This is a genomic window from Sulfurisoma sediminicola (assembly GCF_003865015.1).
Taxonomy (GTDB): domain Bacteria; phylum Pseudomonadota; class Gammaproteobacteria; order Burkholderiales; family Rhodocyclaceae; genus Sulfurisoma; species Sulfurisoma sediminicola.
On the sequence record NZ_BHVV01000001.1, the window covers coordinates 599,755 to 622,353 of the forward strand.

A 22,599-nucleotide genomic window follows, 5' to 3' on the forward strand; every position below is an offset into this window, starting at 1 on the left:
CCGCATTTTCCCGCATCCCGGCTGCCGGCGCGAAGGCTCAGGCCAGCTTCTTTTGCATCAGGTACTTTTTGACGATGGCCAGCAACGAGGACGCGTCGTCGAGCTCGAGCAGCATCTGCCGCGCGGTGTTCGGAATGGGCAGCACCTCGCAGAAGCGGTGGCCGACCCACGCCGCGTCGTCGAAGCGGTGCGGCGCCGGCGGCCCGGCCGCGCCCAGATCCGCGACGATGGCGCGCAGCAGCGCCACCAGCCCGGCGCAGTCGGGTGGTATCGGCTGCCGCGGCAGATCCGGCAGCAGCTCGATCTCGCCCTGGACCAGGCCCGAGGACTCGGCCCAGTGGCGCCGCACGCGAAAACGTTCGCCGCCGTGCACCACCACCTGCAGCACGCCGAACTGTTCCATGTCCCACTTCGCGATCCGCGCCAGCGTGCCCACGGCATACGGCTCGGCCGCCGCGCCGACTTCCTGGCCCTGCGCGATCAGGCAGACGCCGAAGGGCGCCTCGACCTTGAGGCAGGTCTTGGCCATGTCCATGTAGCGCTGCTCGAAGATCTTCAGCGGCAGCGCGCCGCCGGGGAAGAGCACCGTTTGCAGCGGGAACAGCGGGATCGTCAGCGAACTCACTCGCCCCACCGCGCCATGAGTTGGTGCGGCACGTCGAGCTGGTCGAGAATGCGGGCGACGACGAAGTCGACGACGCCCTGCACGTCCCGCGGATGGTGGTAGAAGCCGGGGTTGGGCGGCAGGATCACGGCGCCGGCCCGCGTCAGCTTGAGCATGTTCTCGAGATGGATGGCCGAGAACGGCGTCTCGCGCGGCACCAGGATCAGCTTGCGGCCCTCCTTCAGCACCACGTCGGCGCCACGCGTCACCAGGTCGCGCGCCATGCCCGCCGCCACCTCGGCCAGCGTGCCCATGGTGCAGGGGCAGATCACATAGGCGTCGGGCGGGTTCGAACCCGAGGCCAGCGGCGCGTTCCAGTCGTCGCGACCGAAGACGCGCAGCTGGTCGTCGGCCGCGCCGAACATCTCGGCGAACAGCCGCTGCGCCTCGCGCGGCTGCGCCGGCAGTACCAGATCCATCTCCTGCCTGGCGACGATCTGCGCCGCCTGCGAATAGATGAGCCAGACGCGGACGCCCGCCTTGAGCAGGCATTCGACGAGGCGCACGCCGTAGGGCATGCCGGAGGCGCCGGTGAAGGCGACGGCGACGGTTTGGGTCATTTTTCGGATTCCAGCAGCTTGGCGGCGATCAGGCCATTGACGATGCCGAACAATAGCGCAGCGCCGGCGAAAACGGGGACCAGGTGGAACACGCCGTCGTGCGGCACCAGCCACAGCCGCACCAGCACGAGTTGCCCGGCGATGTGGGCGAAGGCCGAAGCCACGCTGTGGCTGACCGGGCCGAACAGGCCGCGCGGCAGGCGGCTGGCGACCGCCAGCACGGCGAGGCTGAGCAGTGCGCCGGTCAGCGACAGCCAGAATCCCGGTGCCAGGAACTGCCCCACCAGCAGGCTGCCGGCCAGCACCCGCAGCAACGTCACCCACGCCGCCTCGCGCCAGCCGTGGCGCCAGAGCACGATCAGCGTCACGATGTTGGCCAGCCCCGGCTTGACGCCGGGCAGCGGCGAGGGAATCGCCGCCTCGGCGATGGTCAACACGATGGCCGCCGCCGCATAGCGCGCGATGCGGCGGTCGGCCGCCGTGACCTCCAGCTCAATAGTTGAGGCTGTCAAAGCCGCTCCCTTCACCTCTCGACCCGGAAAGCTGCAGGCTCACGTGGTTGGGAGCGCAGATCGCGATGGAATTGGGCCTTGTGAGCCAGCCCTGCAGCACGCAGTACTGGCGCGGCCCGGGGTCGGAAGCCACGCGGGCACGGCCCGGCTGCACCTCGATCACCGTGTTGCCGAGCGGCCCCTTGACCTCCAGCTTGCGCGGTGCGGTGAGCGGCAGCTCCGCCACCACCGTGCCGTCGCGCTTGATCACCGCCAGGGCGGCGGCTCCGCTGCTCCAGAGCAATGGCACCGAAGCGCCGACCGCCGCCAGCCCGGCCAGCATCACCAGCCAGTCGCCGGGCCGCAGCAGCGCGAGCCAGGGGCGCACGCTCAACCGGCCAGCGTGCGGTGGCGCACCAGCACCCGCAGCGACGCTTTGAAACGCGCGGCGAGGTGTTCGGCGAAATACACCGAGCGGTGCTGGCCGCCGGTGCAGCCGACGGCGACGGTGAGATAGGAGCGGTTGTCGCGTATGTAGTTGGGCAGCCAGCGCTCGATGAAGTCGCCGATGTCGCCGAGCATGCGCGCCACCTCGGGCTGCGCCTCGAGGAAACTGACCACGTCGGCATCGCGCCCGGTCAGCGGCCGCAGCAGCGGGTCGTAGTGCGGATTGGGCAGGCAGCGCACGTCGAACACCAGGTCGGCGTCGAGCGGAATGCCGTGCTTGAAGCCGAAGGACTCGAACAGCAGCGTGAGCCCCGCGCGCTCGTCGAGCTCGGCGAAGTCCTTGATCATCGCCCGCAGCGCATTGGGACGGATGTTGCTGGTGTCGATGCGGTGGCCCAGCGAGGCCAGGTTCTCCAGCGCGTCGCGCTCGTGGCGGATCGCCTCGGCCAGCGTCGTGTCTTCGCCCGCCATCGGGTGGCGCCGCCGCGTCTCGGAAAAACGCTGGATCAGCACCTCGTCGCGCGCGTCGAGAAACACGAAGCGCAGCTCGATGCCCGGCCGCTGCTGCAGCTCGCGCAGCTGCGCCGGCAGCCCGGCGATGCTCGCCCCGCCGCGCATGTCCATCGCCACCGCCACCCGCGTCGAACCCTCGCCATGGAGCTGCCCCACCAGCTGCGGCAGCAGCGGCGACGGCAGGTTGTCGACGCAGAAATAGCCGGCGTCCTCGAGCACGTTGAGGGCGATCGACTTGCCGGAACCGGAGAGGCCGCTGATGAGAAGGAGCTGCATGCGATGTTCGATCAGGCGTGCGCTGCCGCGCCGACCCAGGGCTTGATCTTCGCCAGGGTCTCGGCCAGCGCGTCCTTGGCGCACTCGGTGTCGTAACGCACCTGACCGCGCAGCCACCATCCTTCGGAAAGGCCGAAGAAGCGGCACAGCCGCAAGTCAGTATCGGCGGTGATCGCGCGGCGACCCGCGACGATTTCGCCGATGCGCTGCGCCGGCACGCCGATCTCCTTCGCCAGCCGATACTGGGAGATGCCCATCGGCTTCAGGAATTCCTCCAGCAGCATCTCGCCCGGGGAAACCGGAGCCAGCTTCTTAGCCCTGCTCATTTTTCCGCTCCATCAGTGGTAATCGACAATCTCCACATTCTTTGCGCCTTCCGCCGTCCACACGAAGCACACCCGAAACTGGTCGTTGATGCGGACGCTGTGCTGACCGGCCCGAGCACCCTTCAGCGCCTCCAGTCGGTTGCCCGGCGGCACTCGCAAGTCGTCGAGCACTTCCGCCCACTCAAGTTGTTCCAGCTTGCGCCGCGCCACCGCCTCGATGTTCGCGAAGCGCTTCACGCGCAGACGCTTGAACAGGCTCTCGGTGTCAGGGCACTTGAACGACTTGATGGCCATGGGCAATAGTAACGCGACGCATGATTAACGTCAATCGTGATTACGGAGGAAGTCAGCGATAGGCTGGCCGCCGTGCCGCCAGCGCGCCCCGCAGGAAGTACCCTTGGGGTGCCGACTTTTCGGCCACGCTACTTGAGGATGCAGTGCTTGGCGTAATCCACCGCCTCATTGGCCGACCAGTCCGCCTTCGCCTTGGCTTTCATGTTCGAGCACCACCGCTCGCTGCCCACCTCCCGCGCACAGGCGGACAGCGCGAGCAGCGCCGCGCCGGCCATGCCGCCGTAAAGATATTTCCTGATCGTGTCCACTGCAGAAGGTCTCCGGTTTGAGGATATTTGGTCTATCCCCGAATGTTGTTGGAGGAAAGCCAGCCGCACGCGATGACGCAGACTGCTTCAGGCTGCGGGAGTGTCATCCTTCCCGGGCGGTGGCGTTGCCGGCGCCGCGGGCATCACCACCGGTTCGCCCCATGGCCGGCCGCAGCCGATGCAGTAGGCCTCGTCCGCATCCGGCAGGCAGATGCCGACGCAGGGATAGACCTCGTCGATGTCCGTTGGGGGCGTGTTCTCGCTCACGCGGCGAGGGCAGCCGTTCCTTTGGCGAGCAGCGCCCGTGCCACTTTCGATTGCGGCTCGCGGCCGAGCTCTTGCGATATCCAGCCGGCGGCATCGACCAGCTTGGCGAGGTCGAGGCCGCTCTTGAGGCCCAGCCCTTCGAGCAGCCAGACCACGTCCTCCGTGGCGACGTTGCCCGAGGCGCCGGCGGCGTAGGGGCAGCCGCCCAAGCCGCCGACCGAGGCGTCGAACACGGAGACGCCAAGCTGGAGCGCGGCATAGATGTTGGCGATGGCCATGCCGTATGTGTCATGGAAATGGCCGGCGATCTTCTTCAGCGGCATGCGCTTGGCCACGGCCTCGATCATCGCCTTGGTCGCTTCGGGCGTGCCGGTGCCAATGGTGTCGCCGAGGCTCACCTCGTAGCAGCCCATGTCGAAAAGCGCCCACGCCACCTCGGCCACCGTCGTCGGCTTGACCTCGCCCTGCCAGGGGCAGCCGAGCACACAGGAGACGTAGCCGCGCACATTGATGTCGGCTTCCTTGGCGGCGGCGACCACGGGGCGGAAACGCTCGAGCGATTCCGCAATGGAGCAGTCGATGTTCTTCCGCGAAAAAGCCTCGGAGGCGGCGCCGAGCACCGCGATCTCCTTGGCGCCCGCGGCCAGCGCGGCCTCGAAGCCCTGCATGTTCGTCACCAGCACGGGATAGCCGACACCCTCGCGGCGCTCGATCTTCGCCATCACCTTGGCGGCGTCGGCCATTTGCGGCGCCTCCCTGGGCGAGACGAAGGCTGTTGCCTCGATGCTTTTCAGACCGGCATCGCCGAGGCGGCGGATCAGTTCGACCTTGGTCGCGGTGGGCACGGACTGCTTTTCGTTCCGCAGGCCGTCGCACGGGCCGACTTCGACGATCTTGACTTTGCTGGGGAGAGCCATTGGGTTGGGGTTCGGTTCTTATTGGCTGTGAATTCTACGGGTTCGGCAGCGTTGGCAGCGAAAATTGCTGCACCGCACCACGAGAGATTATTTCAGGTGTAGAATGATTTGTCGATGCCTCAGGCACCCTTGCGGCGGCGGATCGAACTTGAGCCAGGACATCTCCTACCCCCACGAAGAACTCCCCGCGGCCGGCACCACGACGGCCGTCGCGCCCGGCATCGAATGGCTGCGCATGCCGCTGCCGTTCGCGCTCGACCACATCAATTTGTGGCTGCTCGAGGATGGCGCCGGCTGGACCGCGGTGGACACCGGCATCGCGCTCGAGCCGGTCATGGATGCCTGGAAGTCGGCGCTGGCGGGACGGCGACTCAGACGCCAGATCGTCACCCATTTCCATCCCGATCACCTCGGCCTGGCCGCCTGGCTGGAGCAGGAAACCGGGGCGCCGCTGGCCATGACGCTGGGCGAATACACCGTGGCCCAGCTCGTCGCCCACCAGGTACCCCCCTACGACCTCGCCTCGATGGTCGGCTTCTTCCGCCTGCACGGCCTCGACGCCGAGCGCATCGCCGCGCTGCAGCGGCGCGGCAACGTCTACCGCAGCGGCGTGCCGGCCATCCCCGCCAGCTACCGGCGGCTGATCGACGGCGACGTGCTCGCCATCGGCGGCCGCGACTGGCGCGTCATCACCGGCTACGGCCATGCGCCCGAGCATGCCAGCCTCTATTGCGACGCGCTGCGCGTACTGATCTCCGGCGACATGCTGCTGCCGCGCATTTCGACCAACGTCAGCGCCTTCGCCTCGAGCCCCGACTGCGACGCGCTCGGCCTCTTCCTCGCATCGATCAAGGCGCTCAAGGCGCTGCCTGCAGACACGCTGGTGCTGCCCTCGCACGGACGCCCGTTCCGCGGCTTGCACGCCCGCGTCGACGAGCTCGTCACCCACCATGCCGCGCGCTGCGAGGACCTGCTCGGCGCCTGCGCCACGCCGCAAAGCGCCGCCGAGCTGATCCCGGTGCTGTTCCCGCGCGAGATCAGCGACGCCCACCAGACTATGTTCGCGATGGGCGAAGCCATCGCGCACCTCACGCATCTAGAACAGGCGCGCCCGGCTCCACGATTGGAGCGCGTCACCGAGAATGGCATCGTCCGTTTCAGAAAAGTCCACCAGGAGTAGGAGAAAGAACATGTCCGCAGAAACCAAAGAGCACGCGCCGCTGCCCGATCCCAAGGAAGTCGCCAAGACCTACGCCGAGGTCGCCCAGCGCGCCTCCAAGCTGCTGCACGACCACATCCAGCGCCAGGTCAAGAAGGGCGTCGCCGCGCCGCAGGACGAACTGGGGCTGGCCCAGGCCTTCATGGACATGATGGCGAAGATGCTGGCCAATCCGTACAAGCTGGCCCAGGCGCAGATGAACCTGGTGTGGGACTACTTCTCGCTGTGGCAGCACTCGACGATGCGCTTCATGGGCGTCCATTCCGCCCCGATCGCCGCGCCGATCAAGGGCGACAACCGCTTCAGGGGCGAGGCCTGGGAGGAGCATTTCCTCTTCGACTTCATCAAGCAGAGCTACCTCATCACCGCGCGCCACATCCACGACTCCGTGAGCACGGTCGAGGGCCTCGACGACAAGACGCAGGGCAAGGTGAATTTCTTCACCCGCCAGTTCATCGACGCGCTGTCGCCGTCGAACTTCGTCATGACCAACCCCGAGGTTTTCAACGAGACGGTCAAGAGCCACGGCCAGAACCTGATCAAGGGCTTCAACAACCTGCTGCGCGACATCGAGGAAGGCGACGGCCAGCTGCGCGTCAAGATGTCCGACACCACGGCCTTCGAGCTGGGCAAGAACGTCGCCACCACGCCGGGCAAGGTGGTATTCCAGAACGAACTGCTTCAACTTCTGCAATTCACCCCGAGCACCAAGCAGCAGTTCAAGCGGCCGCTGCTGATCGTGCCGCCGTGGATCAACAAGTACTACATCCTCGACCTGCGCGAGAAGAATTCCTACATCAAGTGGGCGACCGACCAGGGCCACACGGTGTTCTGCATCTCCTGGGTCAATCCCGACGAGAAGCTGGCGGAAAAAAGCTTCGAGGACTACCTGCTCGACGGCGCGCTGGCCGCCATCGACCAGGTCTGCGAGCAGACCGGCGAAAAGGAAATCAACGCCGTCGGCTACTGCCTCGGCGGCACGCTGCTGGCCTCGACCGCCGCCTACATGACGGCGAAGAAGGACAAGCGCCTGGCCTCGACCACCTTCTTCACCACCATGCTCGACTTCTCGATCCCAGGCGAGCTCGGCGTCTTCATCGACGAGCAGCAGGTGTCCAGCCTCGAGAAGAAGATGGAGCAGCGCGGCTTCCTCGAAGGCTCGGAGATGGCCGGCACCTTCAACATGATGCGCGCCAACGACCTGATCTGGTCTTTCGTGGTGAACAACTACCTGATGGGCAAGGACCCCTTCCCCTTCGACCTGCTGTTCTGGAACTCCGACTCGACGCGCATGCCCTACAGGATGCACAGCTTCTACCTGCGCAGCATGTACATGGACAACCTGCTCAAGGAGCCGGGCGGCGTGACGCTGGACGGCGTGGCGATCGACCTCGGCAAGATCAAGACGCCGGCCTACTTCATCTCCACCATCGAGGACCACATCGCGCCGTGGAAGAGCACCTACCTCGGCGCGCAGCGCTTCAGCGGCCCGGTGCGCTTCGTCCTCGGCGGTTCCGGCCACATCGCCGGCGTCGTCAATCCGCCGGCGGCCAACAAGTACGGCTACTGGCTCAACGACGCGGCGACCCTGCCCGACACCGCCGACGAATTCCTCGCCGGCGCGACGCAGACCCATGGCTCGTGGTGGACGGACTGGCAGGCCTGGGTCACCGGCATGAACGACGCCAAGGTTCCCGCGCGCGATCCGGTCAAGGGCAAGCTCGGCGTGCTCGAGGACGCGCCGGGTTCCTTCGTCAAGTTCCGCCTCGACGCCCAAAAGAAGAGTTGAGCGAATCTCCTCAAACGGCAACGACGGGCGCAATCCTCGCGGATGCGCCCGTTTTGCTTTCGCCGTCGCCCATCGTGCGCGTGGTGCTGGACACCAACGTGGTGCTGTCGCTGTTCGTCTTCGCCGACAGCCGGTACGGTGCACTCCGCAGGGCCATCGAAGGCGGTGCCTGGCTGGCGCTGACCGACGCGCGCTGCCTCCATGAATTCCGCCGCGTCCTCGCCTACGACATGTTTGGCCTCGACGCCGGCGCACAGGAGGCAGCATATGCCGCTTTTGCCGCGCTGGCACAGACGGCCGCGTCGGCCCCGGCCGCGTCCGCGGTCCTGCCGCTTTGCAAGGATCCGGACGACCAGAAGTTCCTCGAACTCGCCCGCGACGGCGGCGCACAGATCCTCGTCACCTCGGACAAGGCCCTGCTCAAGCTCGCCCGCCGCCGGCGCCTCGCCCACCTCTTCCGCATCCTCACCCCCGACCAGGCGATGGCAGAATTGTCCGCGTGAAGACCGCGATACTTTCCGACGTCCATGCCAACCTCGAAGCGCTGAGCGCGTGCATGGCCCACGCCCGGCGGCAGGGTGCCGCGCGCTTCGCCTTTCTCGGCGACCTGGTCGGCTATGGCGCCGATCCGCTCGCCTGTCTCGACCTGATCCGTGGCGAAGTGGCGCGCGGCGGCCTCGCCGTGCGCGGCAACCACGACGACGCGGCGCTGGGCGGCCTCTGCGAGGACTTCAACTTCATCGCCCGCGACTCCGCCTACTGGACGCGCGCGCAGCTCGGCGCCGCAGAGCGCGAATTCCTCGCCGCGCTGCCGCTGCAACAACGCGACGGCGATGCGCTCTACGTCCATGCCAGCGCGGCCGATCCGGCCGCCTGGGAGTACATCACCGGCCTCCTGGCGGCACGGCGCTGCCTCGCCGCCACCGATGCCGCCATCGTTTTCGCCGGCCACGTTCATCAGCCGCTGCTGTTCTACACGTCGGGCGATGGCGTCAAGTCGTTCGGGGCGAGAAGCGGCGTCGCCGTGCCACTGTCGGCGCGGCGACGCTGGCTCGCGCTGCTCGGCGCGGCCGGACAGCCGCGCGATGGCAACCCGGCCGCGGCCTACGCGCTGTTCGACGCGGCGGCACGCCAGCTGACCCAACATCGCGTGCCCTACGATCATGCGACGGCGGCACGCAAGATCCTCGCCGCCGGTCTGCCTGCTATGCTGGCGCGACGCCTTGCCTATGGAGAGTAGATTGCCCACCTTGCCAGTGGCCGGCCATCGCATCGAAGACAGGATCGCCGAGGGCGCGATGGCGACGCTGTGGCGTGCCGTCGGCCCCGACGGCACGGTGCGGCTGCTCAAGCGCCCCAAGCTCGGTCCGGGCAGCCATCCGGCCTGCTTCGCCGGCTTCGAAACCGAGCGCATGGTCCTTGCCCGGCTTGTCGGCCCGAATGTGCCCGCGCTGATCGCGGCCGGCGACGACGGCCCGGACGACAGCGGACCCTGGCTGCTCGAGGAATGGATAAGCGGCCCCTCGCTGGTCGAGGCCGCACGGCGCGCGCCGCTGCCCGAAACCGAGGTCGTCCGGCTCGGCATGGCCGTGGCGACGGCGTTGCACGCCGTGCATCGCCAGAACGTCGTGCACCACGATCTCAAGCCGCAGCACATCCTTTTCCGCGACGACGGTACGGCCGTCCTGATCGACTTCGGCCTCGCCGCCCACGGCGAGTTGCCCGACTTCGCCGCCGATGCCGCCGACGGCGCCCGCGAAATGCCGCTCGGCACCCCAGCCTACATCGCCCCGGAGCCGCTGCGCGGCGAGCGCGGCAACCCGAAGAGCGACATCTTCTCCCTCGGCGTCATCCTCTACCTGCTGGCGACCGGCCGGCTGCCCTTCGGTGCGCCCGAGAGCCGGGGCGGCATGCGCCGGCGCCTGTGGCTCGACCCGCCGCGACCGCGCGCGCTGCGCCCGGAGCTGCCCGAATGGCTGCAGGAAATCATCATGCGCTGCCTCGCCGTGCTGCCGGAAAACCGCTACGCCACGGCCGCGCAGGTTGCCCACGATCTCGCCCACCCCGAGCAGGTGGTGATCACGGCGCGCGGCCGCAATCTGCAGGGCGGCGGCTGGCGCGCCGCCGCGCGGCGCTGGTGGAAGACCGTGACCGCACCGCCGCCCGTGCGGCGAGCCGCGGCGGAGCAACTCGCCCGGGCGCCGCACGTCCTCGTCGCCATCGACACCGAGCATGAAACGGCGGCGCTGGCGGCGGCGATGCGGCAGGTCGTGCGGCGTGCCGCCAGCGCCGACTCCCTGGCGCGCATCACCTGCGTCAACGTGATCGACGCCACGCTGTCGGCCGGTCAGGAAGAGGCCGCCGAACTCGAAAGGGGGCAGCGCACGCAGCGGCTGATGGCTCTCCACCACTGGGCGCGTGAATTGGCGCTGGCGCCGGAACGGCTGCGCTTCCATGTCCTCGAAGGCGGCGACGCCGCCGCTGCGCTGCTCGACTACGCGCACACCCAGCACGTCGACCAGATCGTCATCGGCGCGCGCGGCAGCTCGGCGCTGCGGCGCCTGCTCGGCAGCGTCTCGGCACGCATCGCCGCCGAGGCGCCCTGCACGGTGACGGTGGTGCGAATTACGGCCTGAAGCGGCCGATCGGGCATCGCCGCCGCGGAATATCATGATTTCTTGATATAGATCATGTCGCCGTTTTGATTGACATGGCTGGAAAGTATGGGGTTAAACTGCCGCGGCCATGGCGAATGCCAGTGGAAGGTTCGTCCAACACCCCAAGGAGAATTGCAGAATGAACATGTTCAAGCGCTTGTTCCTCAACACTGCCGGTCTCGCCTTCCTCGCTGCCGCGGGCGGCGCCCTGGCGCAGGAAACCCCCACCGCGGCGCCGGCCGGCGTCAAGCTGGTCGAAGCCAAGGATGTCCAGGCCCTGCAGGCCAAGGGCGCCGTGCTGATCGACACGCGCAAGGCCAACGAATACGCCGACGGCACCATCAAGGGCGCGATCTCGGTGCCCTACGATCCGGAGAAGAGCGCCAAGGATGCCGGCTTCGATGCCGCCCAGGACAAGTACGACATGGGCAAGATCGCCGACAAGGCCAAGGACTACGTGCTGTTCTGCAATTCCGGCACCTGCTGGAAGTCCTACAAGGCCGCCGTCGTGATGGCCAAGGCCGGCTACAAGAACGTGCATTGGTATCGCAACGGTTTCCCCGACTGGAAGGCGCGCAAGCTGCCGACGGAATAAGTTTGGGCTGTTGAACGTCTAGAAAACCAGAGCCGCGGCGCGGCCCTGGTTTTTTTCATCGTGCGGCAAGGGAGGAGACACCCATGATTTACACGAAAAAATCGCCGGCACTTCTGATCATCGGCGTGATGATGCTGCTTTGGGGCTGGCTCAATGCCAGCGGCGGCATCGACGGCATGCAGCGGTATCTACAGAAGAGCGCCTATTCCGACCACATGAAGGTCAAGGAGAAGTTCGACGCGGAACTGCGCGTCGCCACCGAGATCGCCACGGCCGAGGGCAAGCCGGCGCCGGTCATGAAGATGCCGAAGTCGAAGTTCGACGCGGCCAAGGCTTCCCAAGCCAATCTGTCCTACATCTTCGGCGGCATCGCCACCGTCCTTGGGCTGCTGATCATGGTGTGGACGCCGAAGGAGGGTCAGTTCGACTACTACCTGTCGATCTTCCCGGGAATGGCCTTTATCCTGCTCATCGCCTTCATCGTGCGCTGGGGGCTGGACCCGATCTTCGCCAACTGGGGCAAGGATGCCAAGGACACACTGGGCTTCGACTTCGCCCACATTTTCAACCTGAACTACGTGGTGCTGGGCATCGTCATCGGCATTGTCATCGTCAACGTCTTCAAGATCCCCGCCTGGGCGGCCAACGGCGTGCGCACCGCGCGTTTCTTCCTCAAGACCGGCGTCATCCTGCTCGGCGCGCTCTACAGCGCGACCGAGCTGGCGCAGCTCGGCGGCCTGTCGGTGATCATGATCGGCATCTTCGTGCTCGGTTCGGTCGGGGTCGTGCTGTACATGGGCAAGCGGATGAAATCCGGCAACTCGATGACGGCCGTGCTTTCCGCCGGCATGGGCGTCTGCGGCGTATCGGCAACGGTGGCGGCATCGCCGGTGGTCAATGCCAAGGCCGGCGAGATCGCCTACACCATCGGCACCATCCTCATCTGGGGCGTGGGCTGCATGTTCCTGTTCCCGACCATCGGCCACATGCTCAACATGGGCCCGGTGCAGTTCGGCGCCTGGGCCGGCACCGGCATCCTCAACTCGGCGCAGGTCGCCGGCGCGGCGCTGGCCTTCGATCCGCACGGCATCGAGACGCTGAAGGTCGCCGAGATCTTCAACATCACCCGCGTGTTGTTCCTGCCCATCATCGTGCTCTGGCTCGCCGCCTGGTACGTCAAGCACGAAGCGGGCGCGCAGAAGGTCGATCTGGGCAAGGTGCTGCTCGCCAAGTTCCCGCTGTTCGTGCTCGGCTTCATCCTGTTGTTCATCCTGTCGACCCTGGGTGTTTTCACCCCGTCCGGCCACTACCAGGGCAAGTACTTCAGCAGCGAGGAGATCAAGGAAGACAAGCTGCTCAAGGGCAAGGAAACCCGCGCCATCGAAGGTGAACTGGCACGACTCAAGGAACCCGCCGGCGCCAAGCAACTGCAGGACCACTTCGCCGAGAAGGCCATCAACATCGGTCAACGCCACGCCACGCCCGATGACGCCTACAAGGGCCTGGCCGACCTGATCGCCAACAAGAAGATGACCACCCGCGAGCAGGAAACCCTGCTCGCGGCGGTCGGCAAGATGAAAGGCCTGGATGCGGTCGCCGCGAGTTCCATCGACAAGGCGAGCAAGGCGGCCTACCACAGCTCGAAGACGATCAGCGCCTTCCGCGACTGGCTGGCCTGGCTGTTCGCCTTCGGCCTGATCGGCCTCGGCATGCAGATCACCATGGCCGCGCTGAAGCAGGCCGGCGGCACGCCGCTGATCATCGGCGGCGTGGTGGGAACGGGCAAGGCGGTCGGCTCGCTGATCGTGGTGCTGCTGTTCGTCAAAGAGTTCATTTAAGGAGATAGATCATGTCGGAACAAAAGTTCGAGCGCGGCACCAGCCTGTCGATCTTCGTCAGCGACCGCAAGGAAGACCTCGGCTCCCTCGTCTTCGCGCTGATCATCGCCCTCGGCATCGTCCTGGTCGTCGGCAAGTAAGCACGTTATTCCCGCACCAGACAGTCCCGTCCCGCCCAGCGGGGCGGGACTTTTCTTTCCGAGACATGAAAACACCACTGAAACTGCTGCTCTGCCACCACGGCACGGCAGGCGCCAATCGCGCCGAAGCGCTCGCCCATGAACTCACCGTGCCAGGGACCACCATGATCGTCCACTGCCTCGTCGTGCCCGAACTGTGGGCGGGCATGCAGGGCGACGACTGGCTCAACAACGCCTCGACGCGCGACACCTTCGGCAGCTACGTCGAGAACATGCTCGAAAACGACGCCAGGCGCGAACTCGCCGGCGTCGCGGGCCGATGCAAGGAACGCGGCATTGCCTACGAGGCTGTGATGCGGCTGGGCGAGCCGGCGGATGTCGTTCTCGCCGTCGCCACCGAGACCGGCGCCGACCTCGTCGTCATCGGCCCGCCGCGCCGCAAGGGCGAAGAAGGCCTGCGCTCGCGCATGGATCTCGAGAAGCTGGTGCGAGGGCTCAAGTGCCCGCTGCTGATCGCGCCGCGCCCGTAGCCGGGGAGATAATGGAAGTCCCCGCGGGGGACAGCGCACGCGCCGAGACGGTGCTGCCGCTGTCGGTCGCCGAATTGGCCGACTTCGTCCGCGATGCCGAGCGGCTGTGGCGCCTCAACCCCCACCTCGACATCCGAGACTGGCGGCCGCGCGAGGACGGCTTCGCCTACGCCGCGCATGACGAACTCGGCGGCCGCGACGTGGAGGCCTGGGTCACGGTCGGTGGCGACAATGGCCGCCTGACGCTGCGCTACGCCACCGGCCTGCGCCAGGCCACGGAAATCATCGTCGAGGCCGCGGCGGACGGCGCGCACCTCATCGTCATCGACCACTACCCGCGCATCGAGGACCCGCAAGACCCGCGCTTGGCCGAGGTCGACCGCACGCTGGTGCCATGGGTCGCGGCGATCCGCCGCCACCTGCTGGCGCGGCGGCGTTGGCGCTGGCTGCCCGGCTGGCGCTGGTGGAACGAGCGTTTCCTTCTGCACATGGCACCGCGCAGCCGGCGCATCGTGCGCCTGCTGGTGTGGATCAGCGTGCTCGAGTTCCTGGTGTTCCTCGGTGCCGTCGCGGTGCTGCGCCTCGCCTCATAGCTCCAGACTGCGCGGCTTGCGCGCCGCCCGGGCGAACAGCGCATCGAACAGCGCATTGGGCAGCAGCCGCAGCAGCTTGGCGACGATCGCCATCTGCCAGGGGATCACCGCGTAGCTCGTTCCCGCATCGATGGCACGGGCGAAGCGGCGCGCCGCCACATCGGCCGGCAACAGGAAGGGCATGGCGTAGGGATTGACGGCGGTCATCGGCGTTGCGATGTAGCCGGGGGCGAGGGTGACGACCTTGACGCCGCTGCCGCGCAACTCGACGCGCAGGCTCTCGAGATAGGATATCGCCGCCGCCTTCGACGCCGAGTAGGCGCCGGCGCCGGGCAGGCCGCGAATGCCGGCGACCGAGCCGATGCCGACCAGCCGCCCGGCCCCCGCCTGCTTCATCGCTTCGAGGAAGGGATGGAAGGTGTGCACCATGCCAAGCACGTTGGTCTCGAACACCTTGCGGAAGGCCGGGATGTCCTCGCGCTCGCCGGTCAGGGTGCCCACCGAGATGCCGGCATTGGCGATGACGATGTCGGGGATGCCGGCACGGGCGATGAAGTCCTGCCCGGCGGCAAGCAGCGCGCCGGCATCGGCAACGTCGGCGACATAGAGGTGATGGGTGCCCGGCAGCTCGCGGGCCAGCGCGTTGAGCAACTCCTCGCGCCGCGCCACGAGTCCGAGCGTGGCGCCGCGGGCGGCGTAGTGGCGCGCCAGCGCGGCGCCGATGCCCGACGAGGCGCCCGTCAAAAAGACGCGCTCGCCGGCCAAGGTCCTACTTCTTGCGGGACATGACGACCAGGCCGTCGACGACCTTGAGCAGCTCCTCGTAGGTGCCGTTGAAGGAGCCCGAGCTGCGGTACTTGCCGTCGACGACCATCGCCGGCACGCCCTGGATGCCGTGTGCCTCGGTCAGTTGCTTGGCGCGGGCGATCTTGCTCTGCACGGCGAAGGAATGGTAGGTGTCCATGAACTTCTTCGGATCGAGGCCCTTCTTCGCCACCCAGCCCTCGAGCGTCTTCTCGTTGTTGAGGTCGATGCGCTCGAAGTGCATCGCATCGAAGACCTCCTTGTGCACGCGATCGACCTCGCCCAGTGCCTCGAGCGCGTAGTAGATCTTCGCCGTCGGCGCCCAGCTGTCGCGGAACACGACGGGGACGCGCCGGAAACTGACATCCTTGGCCATCCCGCTCTTCACCCACTTGGCGAGCGTCGGCTCGAACTCGAAGCAGTGCGAACACATGTATGAAAAGAATTCGGTGACCTCGACCTTGCCCTTGGCATCGGTCGGCACCGGCGGATTGATGGTCGCGTAATCGCGACCCTCCTTGAGCTCCGCCGCGAACGCGGGTGCGGCGGCAACGGCGAACAGCACGAGCAGCGAAGACAGCAACGACTTGAAGCGGGACATGCAGACCTCCTGTTTATTGGGGCTTGACCTTGACCAGCGCGGCCTGGATTCCGTTCTGTGACAGCTGGGTGCGCGCGCGGTTCATTTCATCCGGGCTGGCGAAGGGTCCGACGCGGACGCGATGCATGGTGCCCTTTTCGGGCACCGCCAGTTCCTGCACCCCGGCTTCGAAGCCGAGCATGGTCAGCTTGGCCTTGAGGTTGTCGGCGTCCTGCGCCTTCTGGAAAGCGCCGGCCTGCAGGTAGAGCAGTTCGGCAGGTGCTGCAGGCGCCGGGGCGGACTTGTCGGTGACCAGCGGCGCTGCCGGAGCCGCCGGGGCCGTTCCCTGCGGCGTGGCCTGCTGCTCGCCCGGCAGGATCTTGTAGAACTCGAAGCGCGGCTTCTCCGCGACCTTGTCGCCCGGCTTGCCCGGCAGTGGCTGCGGCGTCCTGGCGGCATCGCCGGCCGCCGGTTCGTGTCGATCGGCGCGCGGCGACTTGTCCTGGAAGGGCAGCGGCGTCTTGTTCAGGTACCAGACCACGCCGAAGGCGATGCCGACGCCGATCACCAGGCCGATGAACATGCCGAGGATCGTCCCACCGTGCTGCTTGTACGCCGTCATTACATGTGCTCCGGAGCGGAAACGCCGAGGATGTGCAGACCGTTGGCGATGACGCGGCGCACCGCGACGGCCAGGGCCAGGCGCGCCTTCTTCTGGGCGTCGTCCTCGACCAGCAGGCGCTCGGCGTTGTACCAGGCGTGGAACTCGGCGGCAAGCTCGCGCAGGTAGAAGGCAATGGCGTGCGGCGCGTAGTCGCGCGCGGCGGACTCGATCATGTCCGGGAACTCGCGCAGGCGTCCGCACAGCGCCAGTTCGCGCTCGCTGGCCAGCGGCGCGAGATCGGCAGCGTTCAACGACCTGACCTCGCCGCCCCACTGTTGCAGCACCGAGCAGACGCGGGCATGGGCGTACTGCACGTAATAGACGGGGTTGTCGTTGGACTGCGACTTGGCCAGGTCGAGGTCGAAGTCCAGCGCCTGGTCCTGCTTGCGCAGCATGTAGAAGAAGCGGCAGGCGTCGTTGCCGACGTCGTCGCGCAGCTCGCGCAGCGTGACGTACTCGCCGGCACGCGTGGACATCGCCGCCTTGGCGCCGTTGCGGAAGAGGCTGACGAACTGCACCAGAGAAACATCGAGGCGCTCGACCGGCAGCCCCAGCGCCGTGAGCGCGCCCTTGACCCGCGGAATGTAGCCGTGGTGGTCGGCGCCCCAGACGTCGATGACCTTGTCGAAGCCGCGCTCGAACTTGTTCCAGTGGTAGGCGATGTCGGAGGCGAAGTAGGTGTAGAGGCCGTTCTCGCGCTGGACGACGCGATCCTTCTCGTCGCCGAAGTCGCCCGAGCGGAACCACTTGGCCCCGTCCTGGAGGTAGATATGGCCGCGCTTCTCCAGCTCGGCCACGGCCTTGGCCACCATGCCGGTGTCGAACAGGCTGCGCTCGGAGAACCAGCAGTCGAAGTGCACGCCGTATTCCTCGAGGTCCTCGCGGCTGTCGGCAAGCTGCTCGGACAGCGCGTGCTGGTGGATGTAGTGCCACTCTTCGCCGAGCAGGTCCTTGCCGGCGGCGATGAGGCCGTCGAGATGGGCTTCGGCGTCCGGCTCCGGCGGCGGCACGCAGGCCAGCACGGCGGCGGCCGGATGGACATAGCGCTCGCCGTGGGCCTGGCGGATCTGCTCGGCCATGTCCTTGACGTAGTCGCCCTGGTAGGCGTTGGGCGGGAAGGGCACCTTCTCGCCATGGAGTTCGAGATAGCGCAGCCAGGTGGATGCCGCGAGGATGTCCATCTGGCGACCGGCGTCGTTGACGTAGAACTCGCGCGTCACGTCGTTGCCGGCGTAGGTCAGCAGGCAGGCGAGGCTGGCGCCGTACGCCGCGCCGCGGCCATGGCCGACGTGCAGCGGGCCGGTCGGGTTGGCCGAGACGAACTCGACCTGCACCTTCGGCCGCTTGCCGCCGACGTGCTTGCCGTAGTCGGGGCCGCGCGCCAGCACCTCCTTCACCACCTGGGTCTTGGCGGCGGCGGCGAGGCGGAAATTGATGAAGCCGGCGCCGGCGACCTCGGCCTTGTCCACCCAGCCCGACACCGGCAGTTCATGGACGAGGCGGTCGGCGATCTGGCGCGGGTTGGCCTTGAGTTCGCGCGCGAGCTGCAGCGCCAGGTTGCTGGCGAAGTCGCCGTGCGAAGGGTCGCGCGGGCGCTCGATGACGATGTCGGCGACTTTCTGCCCGGGCGCGACGCTGGCCAGCGCCGCGCGCAGCAATTCGGAAAGGTGGGATTTCGGGTCGAAGGACATTGCAGCGTGTCCGGTGGATGCGGAAGCCGGCATTATAGCGGCGGCGGCCGCCGCAATCAGGCGAACGGCCGGACCGGTTCCTTCACTCCGGCTGGCAGATCTCGCCGCGGCCGACGGCCATGAAGCTGCGCACCGTCAGCAGCACCAGCACCACGCTGAGGACGCCGAGCAGCACCAGGCTCAGGCTGGCGAAGGCGCCGCCGACGCGCTCCGTCATCGCCAGGGTGGCGATGGTGATCGCCGCCAGCGGGAAGGAATAGGCCCACGAAGACAGGAAGAAGGGCAGGCGGAAGAAGCGCGCGGCATTGCTCGCCAGCAGCAGCGTCAGGAACAGGGCCGTGTAATAGAGGATGCGGGCGAAGGCGTCCAGTTCGCCGGCAAGCTTGAGATAGGCGATGAAGCCCACGGCCGGCGGCGCGATGAGGATGAACAGCATGGGGGTCAGCCGCGCCGGCAGCGGCTCGTGGAAGAACAGGCGGTAGAGCACGATGGTGAACAGCGCCAGCCAGAAGACGATGCCGATGCTGAAGAAGAACCAGGAGAGCTCGGCCGGGGCGAACCCCACGCCCGCCACCGGCACGATCACGTTGCCGACGACCGGGATGAACCACGCCGGGTTGGCATGCTGGATCTGGTAGTGGGTGTGGTGGATCCAGCTGCTCATCACGTACAGCGTGAAGGCCAGGTGCAGCGCGGCGCCGGCCACCCAGAAGCCGTACGCCATGCCCGGCAGCTCGGCGAGGAAGGCGACGGACAGCAGCAGCAGCGAAATCGACGATGCCGCGAAGAAGTTGAGCTTCACCGGGTGGCCCAGTTCGGCCCGCACCGCCGCGGGATGCCCGGCCCACTTGGCCGCGTAGATGAGCACGACCAGCGCGAACAGGGCCAGGGCCCACCAGGCCAGCGCCTGGCCGATGAGCTGCGGCGCACCCAGCACGGCATGCGCCTTCTGCCAGGCGATGGCGAGGCCGGCGGTACCCATCACGGTGGCGAAAAACGAGATCGGGAAGTGTTCGAGGCGATTGTGGGAGCGCTTGTCGGTCATGTGATTTCTGCCGGAAGGGAATACGGGGAATGATAGACCCTCCCCCCGGCCGCGGGCAAAGTGACCCGCGGCCGATAGCGGGAACGATCGACGCGATAGCGAACGGAAGATTGCCGCCGGCCGCGGCTGGCGGGTAGTCTATGGGTCGGATCCTTGCCGTCGAGCCGCAAATGCCCATGCCCGGAATATCCCTGTTGCCCCTGTCGCGCTTCGCCGTGGCTGCCCTGGTGCTGACCGCCGCCGCCTCCTGTTCCGGCGCGTCGGGCCCGGCCGGAGACTGCGGTGAGCCCGGGCAATGGCTGATCGCCACGAAAGCGGGCGTCGCGCCGACCGGCGCCGCCCCCCTGCTCGATCGCATGGCCGCGCAGCAGGCGGTGCTGCTCGGCGAGGCTCACGACAGCGCCGAGGACCACCGCTGGCAGCTGCACGTCCTGGCGCAGTTGCACTCGCGCCGGCCGCAGCTCGCGATCGGTTTCGAGATGTTCCCGCGGCGACTGCAGCCGGTGCTGGACCAGTGGGTGGCCGGCACGCTGTCCGAAGCCGAATTCCTGAAGCGCTCCGAATGGGACAAGGTCTGGGTCTACGACGCCCGCGACTACCTGCCACTGTTCCACTATGCGCGCATGAACCGCATCCCGATGCTGGCGCTCAACGTCGAGCGCAGCCTGGTCGAGGCCGTCGGCAGGCAGGGCTGGGACGCGGTGCCCGCGGCGCAGAAGGAAGGCGTCAGCCGTCCCGCCGCGCCCACGCCCGAATACCGCAAGACCTTGCGCACGGTGTTCGACCACCATCCGGCGAAGCAGCGGGGAGAGGAGACCTTCCCCCGCTACGTCGAGGCGCAGACGGTGTGGGACCGCGCGATGGCGCAGCCCATCGCCGACCATCTCAAGAAACAGCCGGGGGCGCTCGTCGTCGCCATTCTCGGCGTCGGCCACGTCCGCCACGGCCACGGCGTCGCCCACCAGCTCAAGGACCTCGGCGTCGCACGCGTCGGCGCCCTGCTGACCTGGGACCAGGCCGATGCCTGCGCCGGCATCGTGCCGGGGCTGGCCGACGCCGTCTATGTCGTCAAGGCGCCGGCCGCCAACCCGCCGCGCCTGGGCGTGGCGATGGAACCGGCGAAGGAAGGCATCCGCATCGCCAGCGTGCAGGCCGGCAGCGTGGCCGAGCAGGCCGGGCTCAAGGGCGGCGACATCATCGTGACGGCCGCCGGCCAGCCGGCGAAGATCGATGCGCTGCGCGCGCTGGTGCAGCGCCAGCCGCCCGGCACTTGGCTGCCGCTGAAGGTGAAGCGCGGGACCGAGGAGATCGAGATCGTCGCGCGCTTTCCGGCGCAGCCATGAGGCGCCTGCTGCTGGCCGCATTGCTCTGGCCGCTGTTCGCGGCGGCCGCGCCGCGGATCGACCTCGAGGTGCGCATCGATCCAGCGAGCCGCCGCATGGAGGCGACGGCGACGCTGGCCGACGACAAGGGACTCGCCGACTTCGCGCTGGCGCCGGCATTCGAGATCACCTCGCTGAGCGTCGACGGCCGCAGCATGCAGGCGAAGCGCGACGCCCGCGGCCGTTACTCGCTGCCGCCCGGCAGCCGCGAGGCCCGCATCGCCTACCGCGCCACGCTGCAGCCGGCAGCGACGCTCGACCACCGCGATGTGCTGAGCCACCGTGTGGCCACCGCCGCCCCCGACGGCAGCTTCCTGCCTGGCGCCGCGGGCTGGTACCCCGACCCCGGCAAACCCTTCGCCTACCGCGTCGCGCTGACGCTGCCCGCCGGCCAGAAGGGCCTGGTGCCGGGCGACCTGGTCAATGAAGCCGATGGCCCGAACGGCTACCGCGCCGAATACGACTTTCCGCATCCGACCGAGGGCATCGACCTGATGGCCGGGCCCTACGTCGTCGGCGAGCGCGCGCTGAAGCTGCCGAGTGGCCGCAGCATAAGGCTGCGCACCTGGTTCCATGCCGACCTCGCCGGGCTGTCTGCCGGCTACCTCGAGGACTCGGCGCGCTACATCGAGCGTTACAGCCGGCTCGTCGGCGACTACCCGTTCGGCAGCTTCAGCATCGTGGCCAGCCCGACGCCGACCGGATTCGGCATGCCGAGCCTGACCTACCTCGGCCGCGACGTCATTCGCCTGCCCTTCATCCGCGCCACCTCGCTCGGCCATGAGGTGCTGCACAACTGGTGGGGCAACGGCATCACCCCCGACTGGGCGAGCGGCAACTGGTCCGAGGGCCTGACAACCTTCCTCGCCGACTACGCCTACAAGGAAGACGAGGGCGAGGACGCCGCGCGCGAGATGCGCCTCGGCTGGCTGCGCGATCTCGCCGCCGTGCCGCCCGGCGAGGACACCGCGCTCAGGGACTTCACCTCGCGCCGCCACGGCATCTCGTCCATCGTCGGCTACGACAAGTCGGCGATGGTGTTCCTGATGCTGCGCGACGCGATCGGCCGCGAGGCGTTCGAGCGCGGCCTGCGGCTGCTGTGGGAAGGCAGGCGCTTCCGCAGCGCAAGCTGGCGCGACCTCGAGGCCGCCTTCGCCCAGGCCGCGAGGCGGCCGCTGCGCGGCTTCTTCCGCCAGTGGGTGGAACGGCCCGGCGCACCGGCGCTGCGGATCGAGGCGGCCGAGCGCAGCGGCGCCTCGATTCGGCTGCGTATCGCACAGTCGGGCGACTACGCGCTGCGCGTTCCCGTACGGCTGGTCCGCGCCGAAGGCAGCGAGACGCGCACCATCGAGACCGGGCCGGGCACGAAGGCATACTCGCTCGCCGCCGACGCCGGCATCGAGACCGTCGAACTCGATCCCGACTACCGCTTGTGGCGCCGGGTCGATGCCGCGCTGCTGCCGCCGATCCTGCGCGAGACCTTCGTCTCGCCGCAGACGCGCGCCGTGCTCGCCGGAGAAGACGGGGACGTTCGCGCCGCGGCGCTTGCCCTCGCGGCTCGCGTGCTCGACGCGCGGCCCGAGCGTCTGGAAGCCGGACCGCCCGGCGGCCCCCTGCTGCTGCTCGGCCTGGCGCCGGCCGTCGATGCCTGGCTCGTCCGCTACGGCCTGCCGCCGCGCCCTCAAGCCCTGGCCGCGAAGAACGGCGGCAGCGCCCAGGTCTGGGCCGGCCGCGGCGCCGACGGCCGCCCCTACGCGGTGATATCGGCGCGCGACGCGGCAGCACTCAAGGCGCTGGAGCGCGCGCTACCCCACTACGGCCGCCAGAGCTGGCTGACGTTCGACGGCGGACGCGCGACGGAAAAGGGCATCTGGCCGCCGCGTGCCGCAGCCGTGCAGGTGAAGAACGCGGTCTCACGGCAAAAACTCGGTACCGGCGGTACGGCGCCCACGCCGTAGAATCCCCATCTCCGCAGACGAAATCGTCTTCCGGCGACGGTCGCGGCACGA

Annotated in this window: 27 protein-coding genes; 12 read left to right on the top strand and 15 right to left on the bottom strand. The window is 67.9% G+C overall.

What is annotated here, in order from left to right; translation table 11 throughout:
• Positions 1-37: 37 nt before the first annotated feature.
• The 10 genes from EJE94_RS02820 to EJE94_RS02865 form a co-directional block, all read right to left on the bottom strand.
• Positions 38-625, bottom strand: coding sequence for an LON peptidase substrate-binding domain-containing protein (locus EJE94_RS02820; RefSeq protein ID WP_207855657.1), 588 nt, complete (start codon positions 623-625; stop codon positions 38-40).
• Complete coding sequence (locus EJE94_RS02825) at positions 622-1,224, bottom strand: flavin prenyltransferase UbiX (RefSeq protein WP_121239963.1); 603 nt, start codon at positions 1,222-1,224, stop codon at positions 622-624. The genes EJE94_RS02820 and EJE94_RS02825 overlap by 4 nt, the downstream gene beginning before the upstream one ends.
• Positions 1,221-1,736, bottom strand: coding sequence for a Gx transporter family protein (locus EJE94_RS02830; protein WP_121239964.1), 516 nt, complete (start codon positions 1,734-1,736; stop codon positions 1,221-1,223). The genes EJE94_RS02825 and EJE94_RS02830 overlap by 4 nt, the downstream gene beginning before the upstream one ends.
• Complete coding sequence (locus tag EJE94_RS02835; RefSeq protein ID WP_243642507.1) at positions 1,717-2,103, bottom strand: NusG domain II-containing protein; 387 nt, start codon at positions 2,101-2,103, stop codon at positions 1,717-1,719. Before EJE94_RS02835 ends, EJE94_RS02830 begins: the two co-directional genes overlap by 20 nt.
• A gap of 2 nt (positions 2,104-2,105) precedes the next feature.
• The gene (rapZ, locus tag EJE94_RS02840) at positions 2,106-2,951 is read right to left on the bottom strand and encodes an RNase adapter RapZ (RefSeq protein WP_121239965.1); all 846 of its coding nucleotides are present in this window, start codon (positions 2,949-2,951) and stop codon (positions 2,106-2,108) included.
• An 11-nt stretch (positions 2,952-2,962) separates the two neighbouring features.
• Positions 2,963-3,277 carry a HigA family addiction module antitoxin gene (locus tag EJE94_RS02845; protein ID WP_121239966.1) on the bottom strand — a complete coding sequence of 105 codons (315 nt, stop codon included), beginning with the start codon at positions 3,275-3,277 and terminating at the stop codon, positions 2,963-2,965.
• Positions 3,278-3,289: 12 nt separating this feature from the next.
• Positions 3,290-3,571: a type II toxin-antitoxin system RelE/ParE family toxin gene (locus EJE94_RS02850; protein ID WP_121239967.1), complete on the bottom strand. Its 282-nt coding sequence runs from the start codon at positions 3,569-3,571 to the stop codon at positions 3,290-3,292.
• A 128-nt stretch (positions 3,572-3,699) separates the two neighbouring features.
• Positions 3,700-3,879, bottom strand: coding sequence for a DUF3012 domain-containing protein (locus EJE94_RS02855; RefSeq protein WP_207855659.1), 180 nt, complete (start codon positions 3,877-3,879; stop codon positions 3,700-3,702).
• Between the two features lie 87 nt (positions 3,880-3,966).
• Positions 3,967-4,146: a DUF1289 domain-containing protein gene (locus EJE94_RS02860; protein WP_165904739.1), complete on the bottom strand. Its 180-nt coding sequence runs from the start codon at positions 4,144-4,146 to the stop codon at positions 3,967-3,969.
• A complete protein-coding gene (locus EJE94_RS02865; protein ID WP_121239969.1) occupies positions 4,143-5,063 on the bottom strand; it encodes a hydroxymethylglutaryl-CoA lyase in 921 nt (306 codons plus the stop codon). Before EJE94_RS02865 ends, EJE94_RS02860 begins: the two co-directional genes overlap by 4 nt.
• 148 nt (positions 5,064-5,211) lie before the next feature.
• Between EJE94_RS02865 and EJE94_RS02870 the strand changes: the two genes are divergently transcribed.
• The 10 genes from EJE94_RS02870 to EJE94_RS02910 all read left to right on the top strand — a co-directional run bounded on the left by EJE94_RS02870 (position 5,212) and on the right by EJE94_RS02910 (position 14,424).
• Positions 5,212-6,243, top strand: a complete 1,032-nt coding sequence (locus tag EJE94_RS02870; RefSeq protein WP_207855661.1) for an MBL fold metallo-hydrolase — start codon at positions 5,212-5,214, stop codon at positions 6,241-6,243.
• A gap of 10 nt (positions 6,244-6,253) precedes the next feature.
• Entirely contained in the window at positions 6,254-8,071 is a 1,818-nt protein-coding gene (locus tag EJE94_RS02875; protein WP_121239971.1) for a PHA/PHB synthase family protein, read from the top strand.
• 53 nt (positions 8,072-8,124) lie between these two features.
• Positions 8,125-8,574 (top strand): putative toxin-antitoxin system toxin component, PIN family, encoded by a 450-nt coding sequence (locus EJE94_RS02880; RefSeq protein ID WP_121239972.1) that lies wholly within the window; start codon positions 8,125-8,127, stop codon positions 8,572-8,574.
• Entirely contained in the window at positions 8,571-9,311 is a 741-nt protein-coding gene (locus EJE94_RS02885) for a metallophosphoesterase family protein (RefSeq protein WP_121239973.1), read from the top strand. Before EJE94_RS02880 ends, EJE94_RS02885 begins: the two co-directional genes overlap by 4 nt.
• Before the next feature lies 1 nt (position 9,312).
• The gene (locus EJE94_RS02890; protein ID WP_165904740.1) at positions 9,313-10,707 is read left to right on the top strand and encodes a bifunctional serine/threonine-protein kinase/universal stress protein; all 1,395 of its coding nucleotides are present in this window, start codon (positions 9,313-9,315) and stop codon (positions 10,705-10,707) included.
• A 160-nt stretch (positions 10,708-10,867) separates the two neighbouring features.
• The gene (locus EJE94_RS02895) at positions 10,868-11,323 is read left to right on the top strand and encodes a rhodanese-like domain-containing protein (protein ID WP_165904741.1); all 456 of its coding nucleotides are present in this window, start codon (positions 10,868-10,870) and stop codon (positions 11,321-11,323) included.
• 83 nt (positions 11,324-11,406) lie between these two features.
• Positions 11,407-13,161: a YeiH family protein gene (locus tag EJE94_RS02900; protein WP_121239976.1), complete on the top strand. Its 1,755-nt coding sequence runs from the start codon at positions 11,407-11,409 to the stop codon at positions 13,159-13,161.
• A gap of 11 nt (positions 13,162-13,172) precedes the next feature.
• A complete protein-coding gene (locus EJE94_RS14910; protein WP_275540513.1) occupies positions 13,173-13,301 on the top strand; it encodes a hypothetical protein in 129 nt (42 codons plus the stop codon).
• Positions 13,302-13,366: 65 nt separating this feature from the next.
• Positions 13,367-13,831 (top strand): universal stress protein, encoded by a 465-nt coding sequence (locus tag EJE94_RS02905; protein ID WP_121239977.1) that lies wholly within the window; start codon positions 13,367-13,369, stop codon positions 13,829-13,831.
• Positions 13,832-13,842: 11 nt separating this feature from the next.
• Complete coding sequence (locus EJE94_RS02910; RefSeq protein WP_121239978.1) at positions 13,843-14,424, top strand: hypothetical protein; 582 nt, start codon at positions 13,843-13,845, stop codon at positions 14,422-14,424.
• On the opposite strand, the gene EJE94_RS02915 is transcribed toward EJE94_RS02910, so the two are convergent.
• From EJE94_RS02915 to EJE94_RS02935, 5 genes are all read right to left on the bottom strand, one after another.
• Positions 14,419-15,168 (bottom strand): SDR family oxidoreductase, encoded by a 750-nt coding sequence (locus EJE94_RS02915; protein WP_121240574.1) that lies wholly within the window; start codon positions 15,166-15,168, stop codon positions 14,419-14,421. The two genes, EJE94_RS02910 and EJE94_RS02915, sit on opposite strands and share 6 nt — an antisense overlap.
• A gap of 25 nt (positions 15,169-15,193) precedes the next feature.
• Positions 15,194-15,829 (bottom strand): thiol:disulfide interchange protein DsbA/DsbL, encoded by a 636-nt coding sequence (locus EJE94_RS02920; RefSeq protein ID WP_121239979.1) that lies wholly within the window; start codon positions 15,827-15,829, stop codon positions 15,194-15,196.
• 13 nt (positions 15,830-15,842) lie between these two features.
• Positions 15,843-16,430 (bottom strand): SPOR domain-containing protein, encoded by a 588-nt coding sequence (locus EJE94_RS02925; protein ID WP_121239980.1) that lies wholly within the window; start codon positions 16,428-16,430, stop codon positions 15,843-15,845.
• Positions 16,430-18,163, bottom strand: a complete 1,734-nt coding sequence (gene argS, locus EJE94_RS02930) for an arginine--tRNA ligase (protein ID WP_121239981.1) — start codon at positions 18,161-18,163, stop codon at positions 16,430-16,432. Before argS ends, EJE94_RS02925 begins: the two co-directional genes overlap by 1 nt.
• An 82-nt stretch (positions 18,164-18,245) precedes the next feature.
• Positions 18,246-19,208 (bottom strand): SLAC1 anion channel family protein, encoded by a 963-nt coding sequence (locus EJE94_RS02935; RefSeq protein WP_121239982.1) that lies wholly within the window; start codon positions 19,206-19,208, stop codon positions 18,246-18,248.
• A gap of 176 nt (positions 19,209-19,384) precedes the next feature.
• On the opposite strand from EJE94_RS02935, the gene EJE94_RS02940 reads away from it, so the two are divergent.
• Positions 19,385-20,551 carry a ChaN family lipoprotein gene (locus tag EJE94_RS02940; protein ID WP_121240576.1) on the top strand — a complete coding sequence of 389 codons (1,167 nt, stop codon included), beginning with the start codon at positions 19,385-19,387 and terminating at the stop codon, positions 20,549-20,551.
• Positions 20,548-22,548, top strand: a complete 2,001-nt coding sequence (locus EJE94_RS02945) for a M1 family metallopeptidase (protein WP_165904743.1) — start codon at positions 20,548-20,550, stop codon at positions 22,546-22,548. The genes EJE94_RS02940 and EJE94_RS02945 overlap by 4 nt, the downstream gene beginning before the upstream one ends.
• The last annotated feature ends 51 nt before the right edge of the window (positions 22,549-22,599 follow it).

Coding starts and splice junctions, on each gene's coding strand:
- EJE94_RS02825 (WP_121239963.1), bottom strand. CDS start 1,224: ATGACCCAAACCGTCGCCGTCGCCTTCACCGGCGCCTCCGGCATGCCC.
- rapZ (WP_121239965.1), bottom strand. CDS start 2,951: ATGCAGCTCCTTCTCATCAGCGGCCTCTCCGGTTCCGGCAAGTCGATC.
- EJE94_RS02845 (WP_121239966.1), bottom strand. CDS start 3,277: ATGAGCAGGGCTAAGAAGCTGGCTCCGGTTTCCCCGGGCGAGATGCTG.
- EJE94_RS02850 (WP_121239967.1), bottom strand. CDS start 3,571: ATGGCCATCAAGTCGTTCAAGTGCCCTGACACCGAGAGCCTGTTCAAG.
- EJE94_RS02865 (WP_121239969.1), bottom strand. CDS start 5,063: ATGGCTCTCCCCAGCAAAGTCAAGATCGTCGAAGTCGGCCCGTGCGAC.
- EJE94_RS02875 (WP_121239971.1), top strand. CDS start 6,254: ATGTCCGCAGAAACCAAAGAGCACGCGCCGCTGCCCGATCCCAAGGAA.
- EJE94_RS02895 (WP_165904741.1), top strand. CDS start 10,868: ATGAACATGTTCAAGCGCTTGTTCCTCAACACTGCCGGTCTCGCCTTC.
- EJE94_RS02900 (WP_121239976.1), top strand. CDS start 11,407: ATGATTTACACGAAAAAATCGCCGGCACTTCTGATCATCGGCGTGATG.
- EJE94_RS14910 (WP_275540513.1), top strand. CDS start 13,173: ATGTCGGAACAAAAGTTCGAGCGCGGCACCAGCCTGTCGATCTTCGTC.
- EJE94_RS02905 (WP_121239977.1), top strand. CDS start 13,367: ATGAAAACACCACTGAAACTGCTGCTCTGCCACCACGGCACGGCAGGC.
- EJE94_RS02910 (WP_121239978.1), top strand. CDS start 13,843: ATGGAAGTCCCCGCGGGGGACAGCGCACGCGCCGAGACGGTGCTGCCG.
- EJE94_RS02920 (WP_121239979.1), bottom strand. CDS start 15,829: ATGTCCCGCTTCAAGTCGTTGCTGTCTTCGCTGCTCGTGCTGTTCGCC.
- EJE94_RS02925 (WP_121239980.1), bottom strand. CDS start 16,430: ATGACGGCGTACAAGCAGCACGGTGGGACGATCCTCGGCATGTTCATC.
- argS (WP_121239981.1), bottom strand. CDS start 18,163: ATGTCCTTCGACCCGAAATCCCACCTTTCCGAATTGCTGCGCGCGGCG.
- EJE94_RS02935 (WP_121239982.1), bottom strand. CDS start 19,208: ATGACCGACAAGCGCTCCCACAATCGCCTCGAACACTTCCCGATCTCG.
- EJE94_RS02940 (WP_121240576.1), top strand. CDS start 19,385: ATGCCCGGAATATCCCTGTTGCCCCTGTCGCGCTTCGCCGTGGCTGCC.
- EJE94_RS02945 (WP_165904743.1), top strand. CDS start 20,548: ATGAGGCGCCTGCTGCTGGCCGCATTGCTCTGGCCGCTGTTCGCGGCG.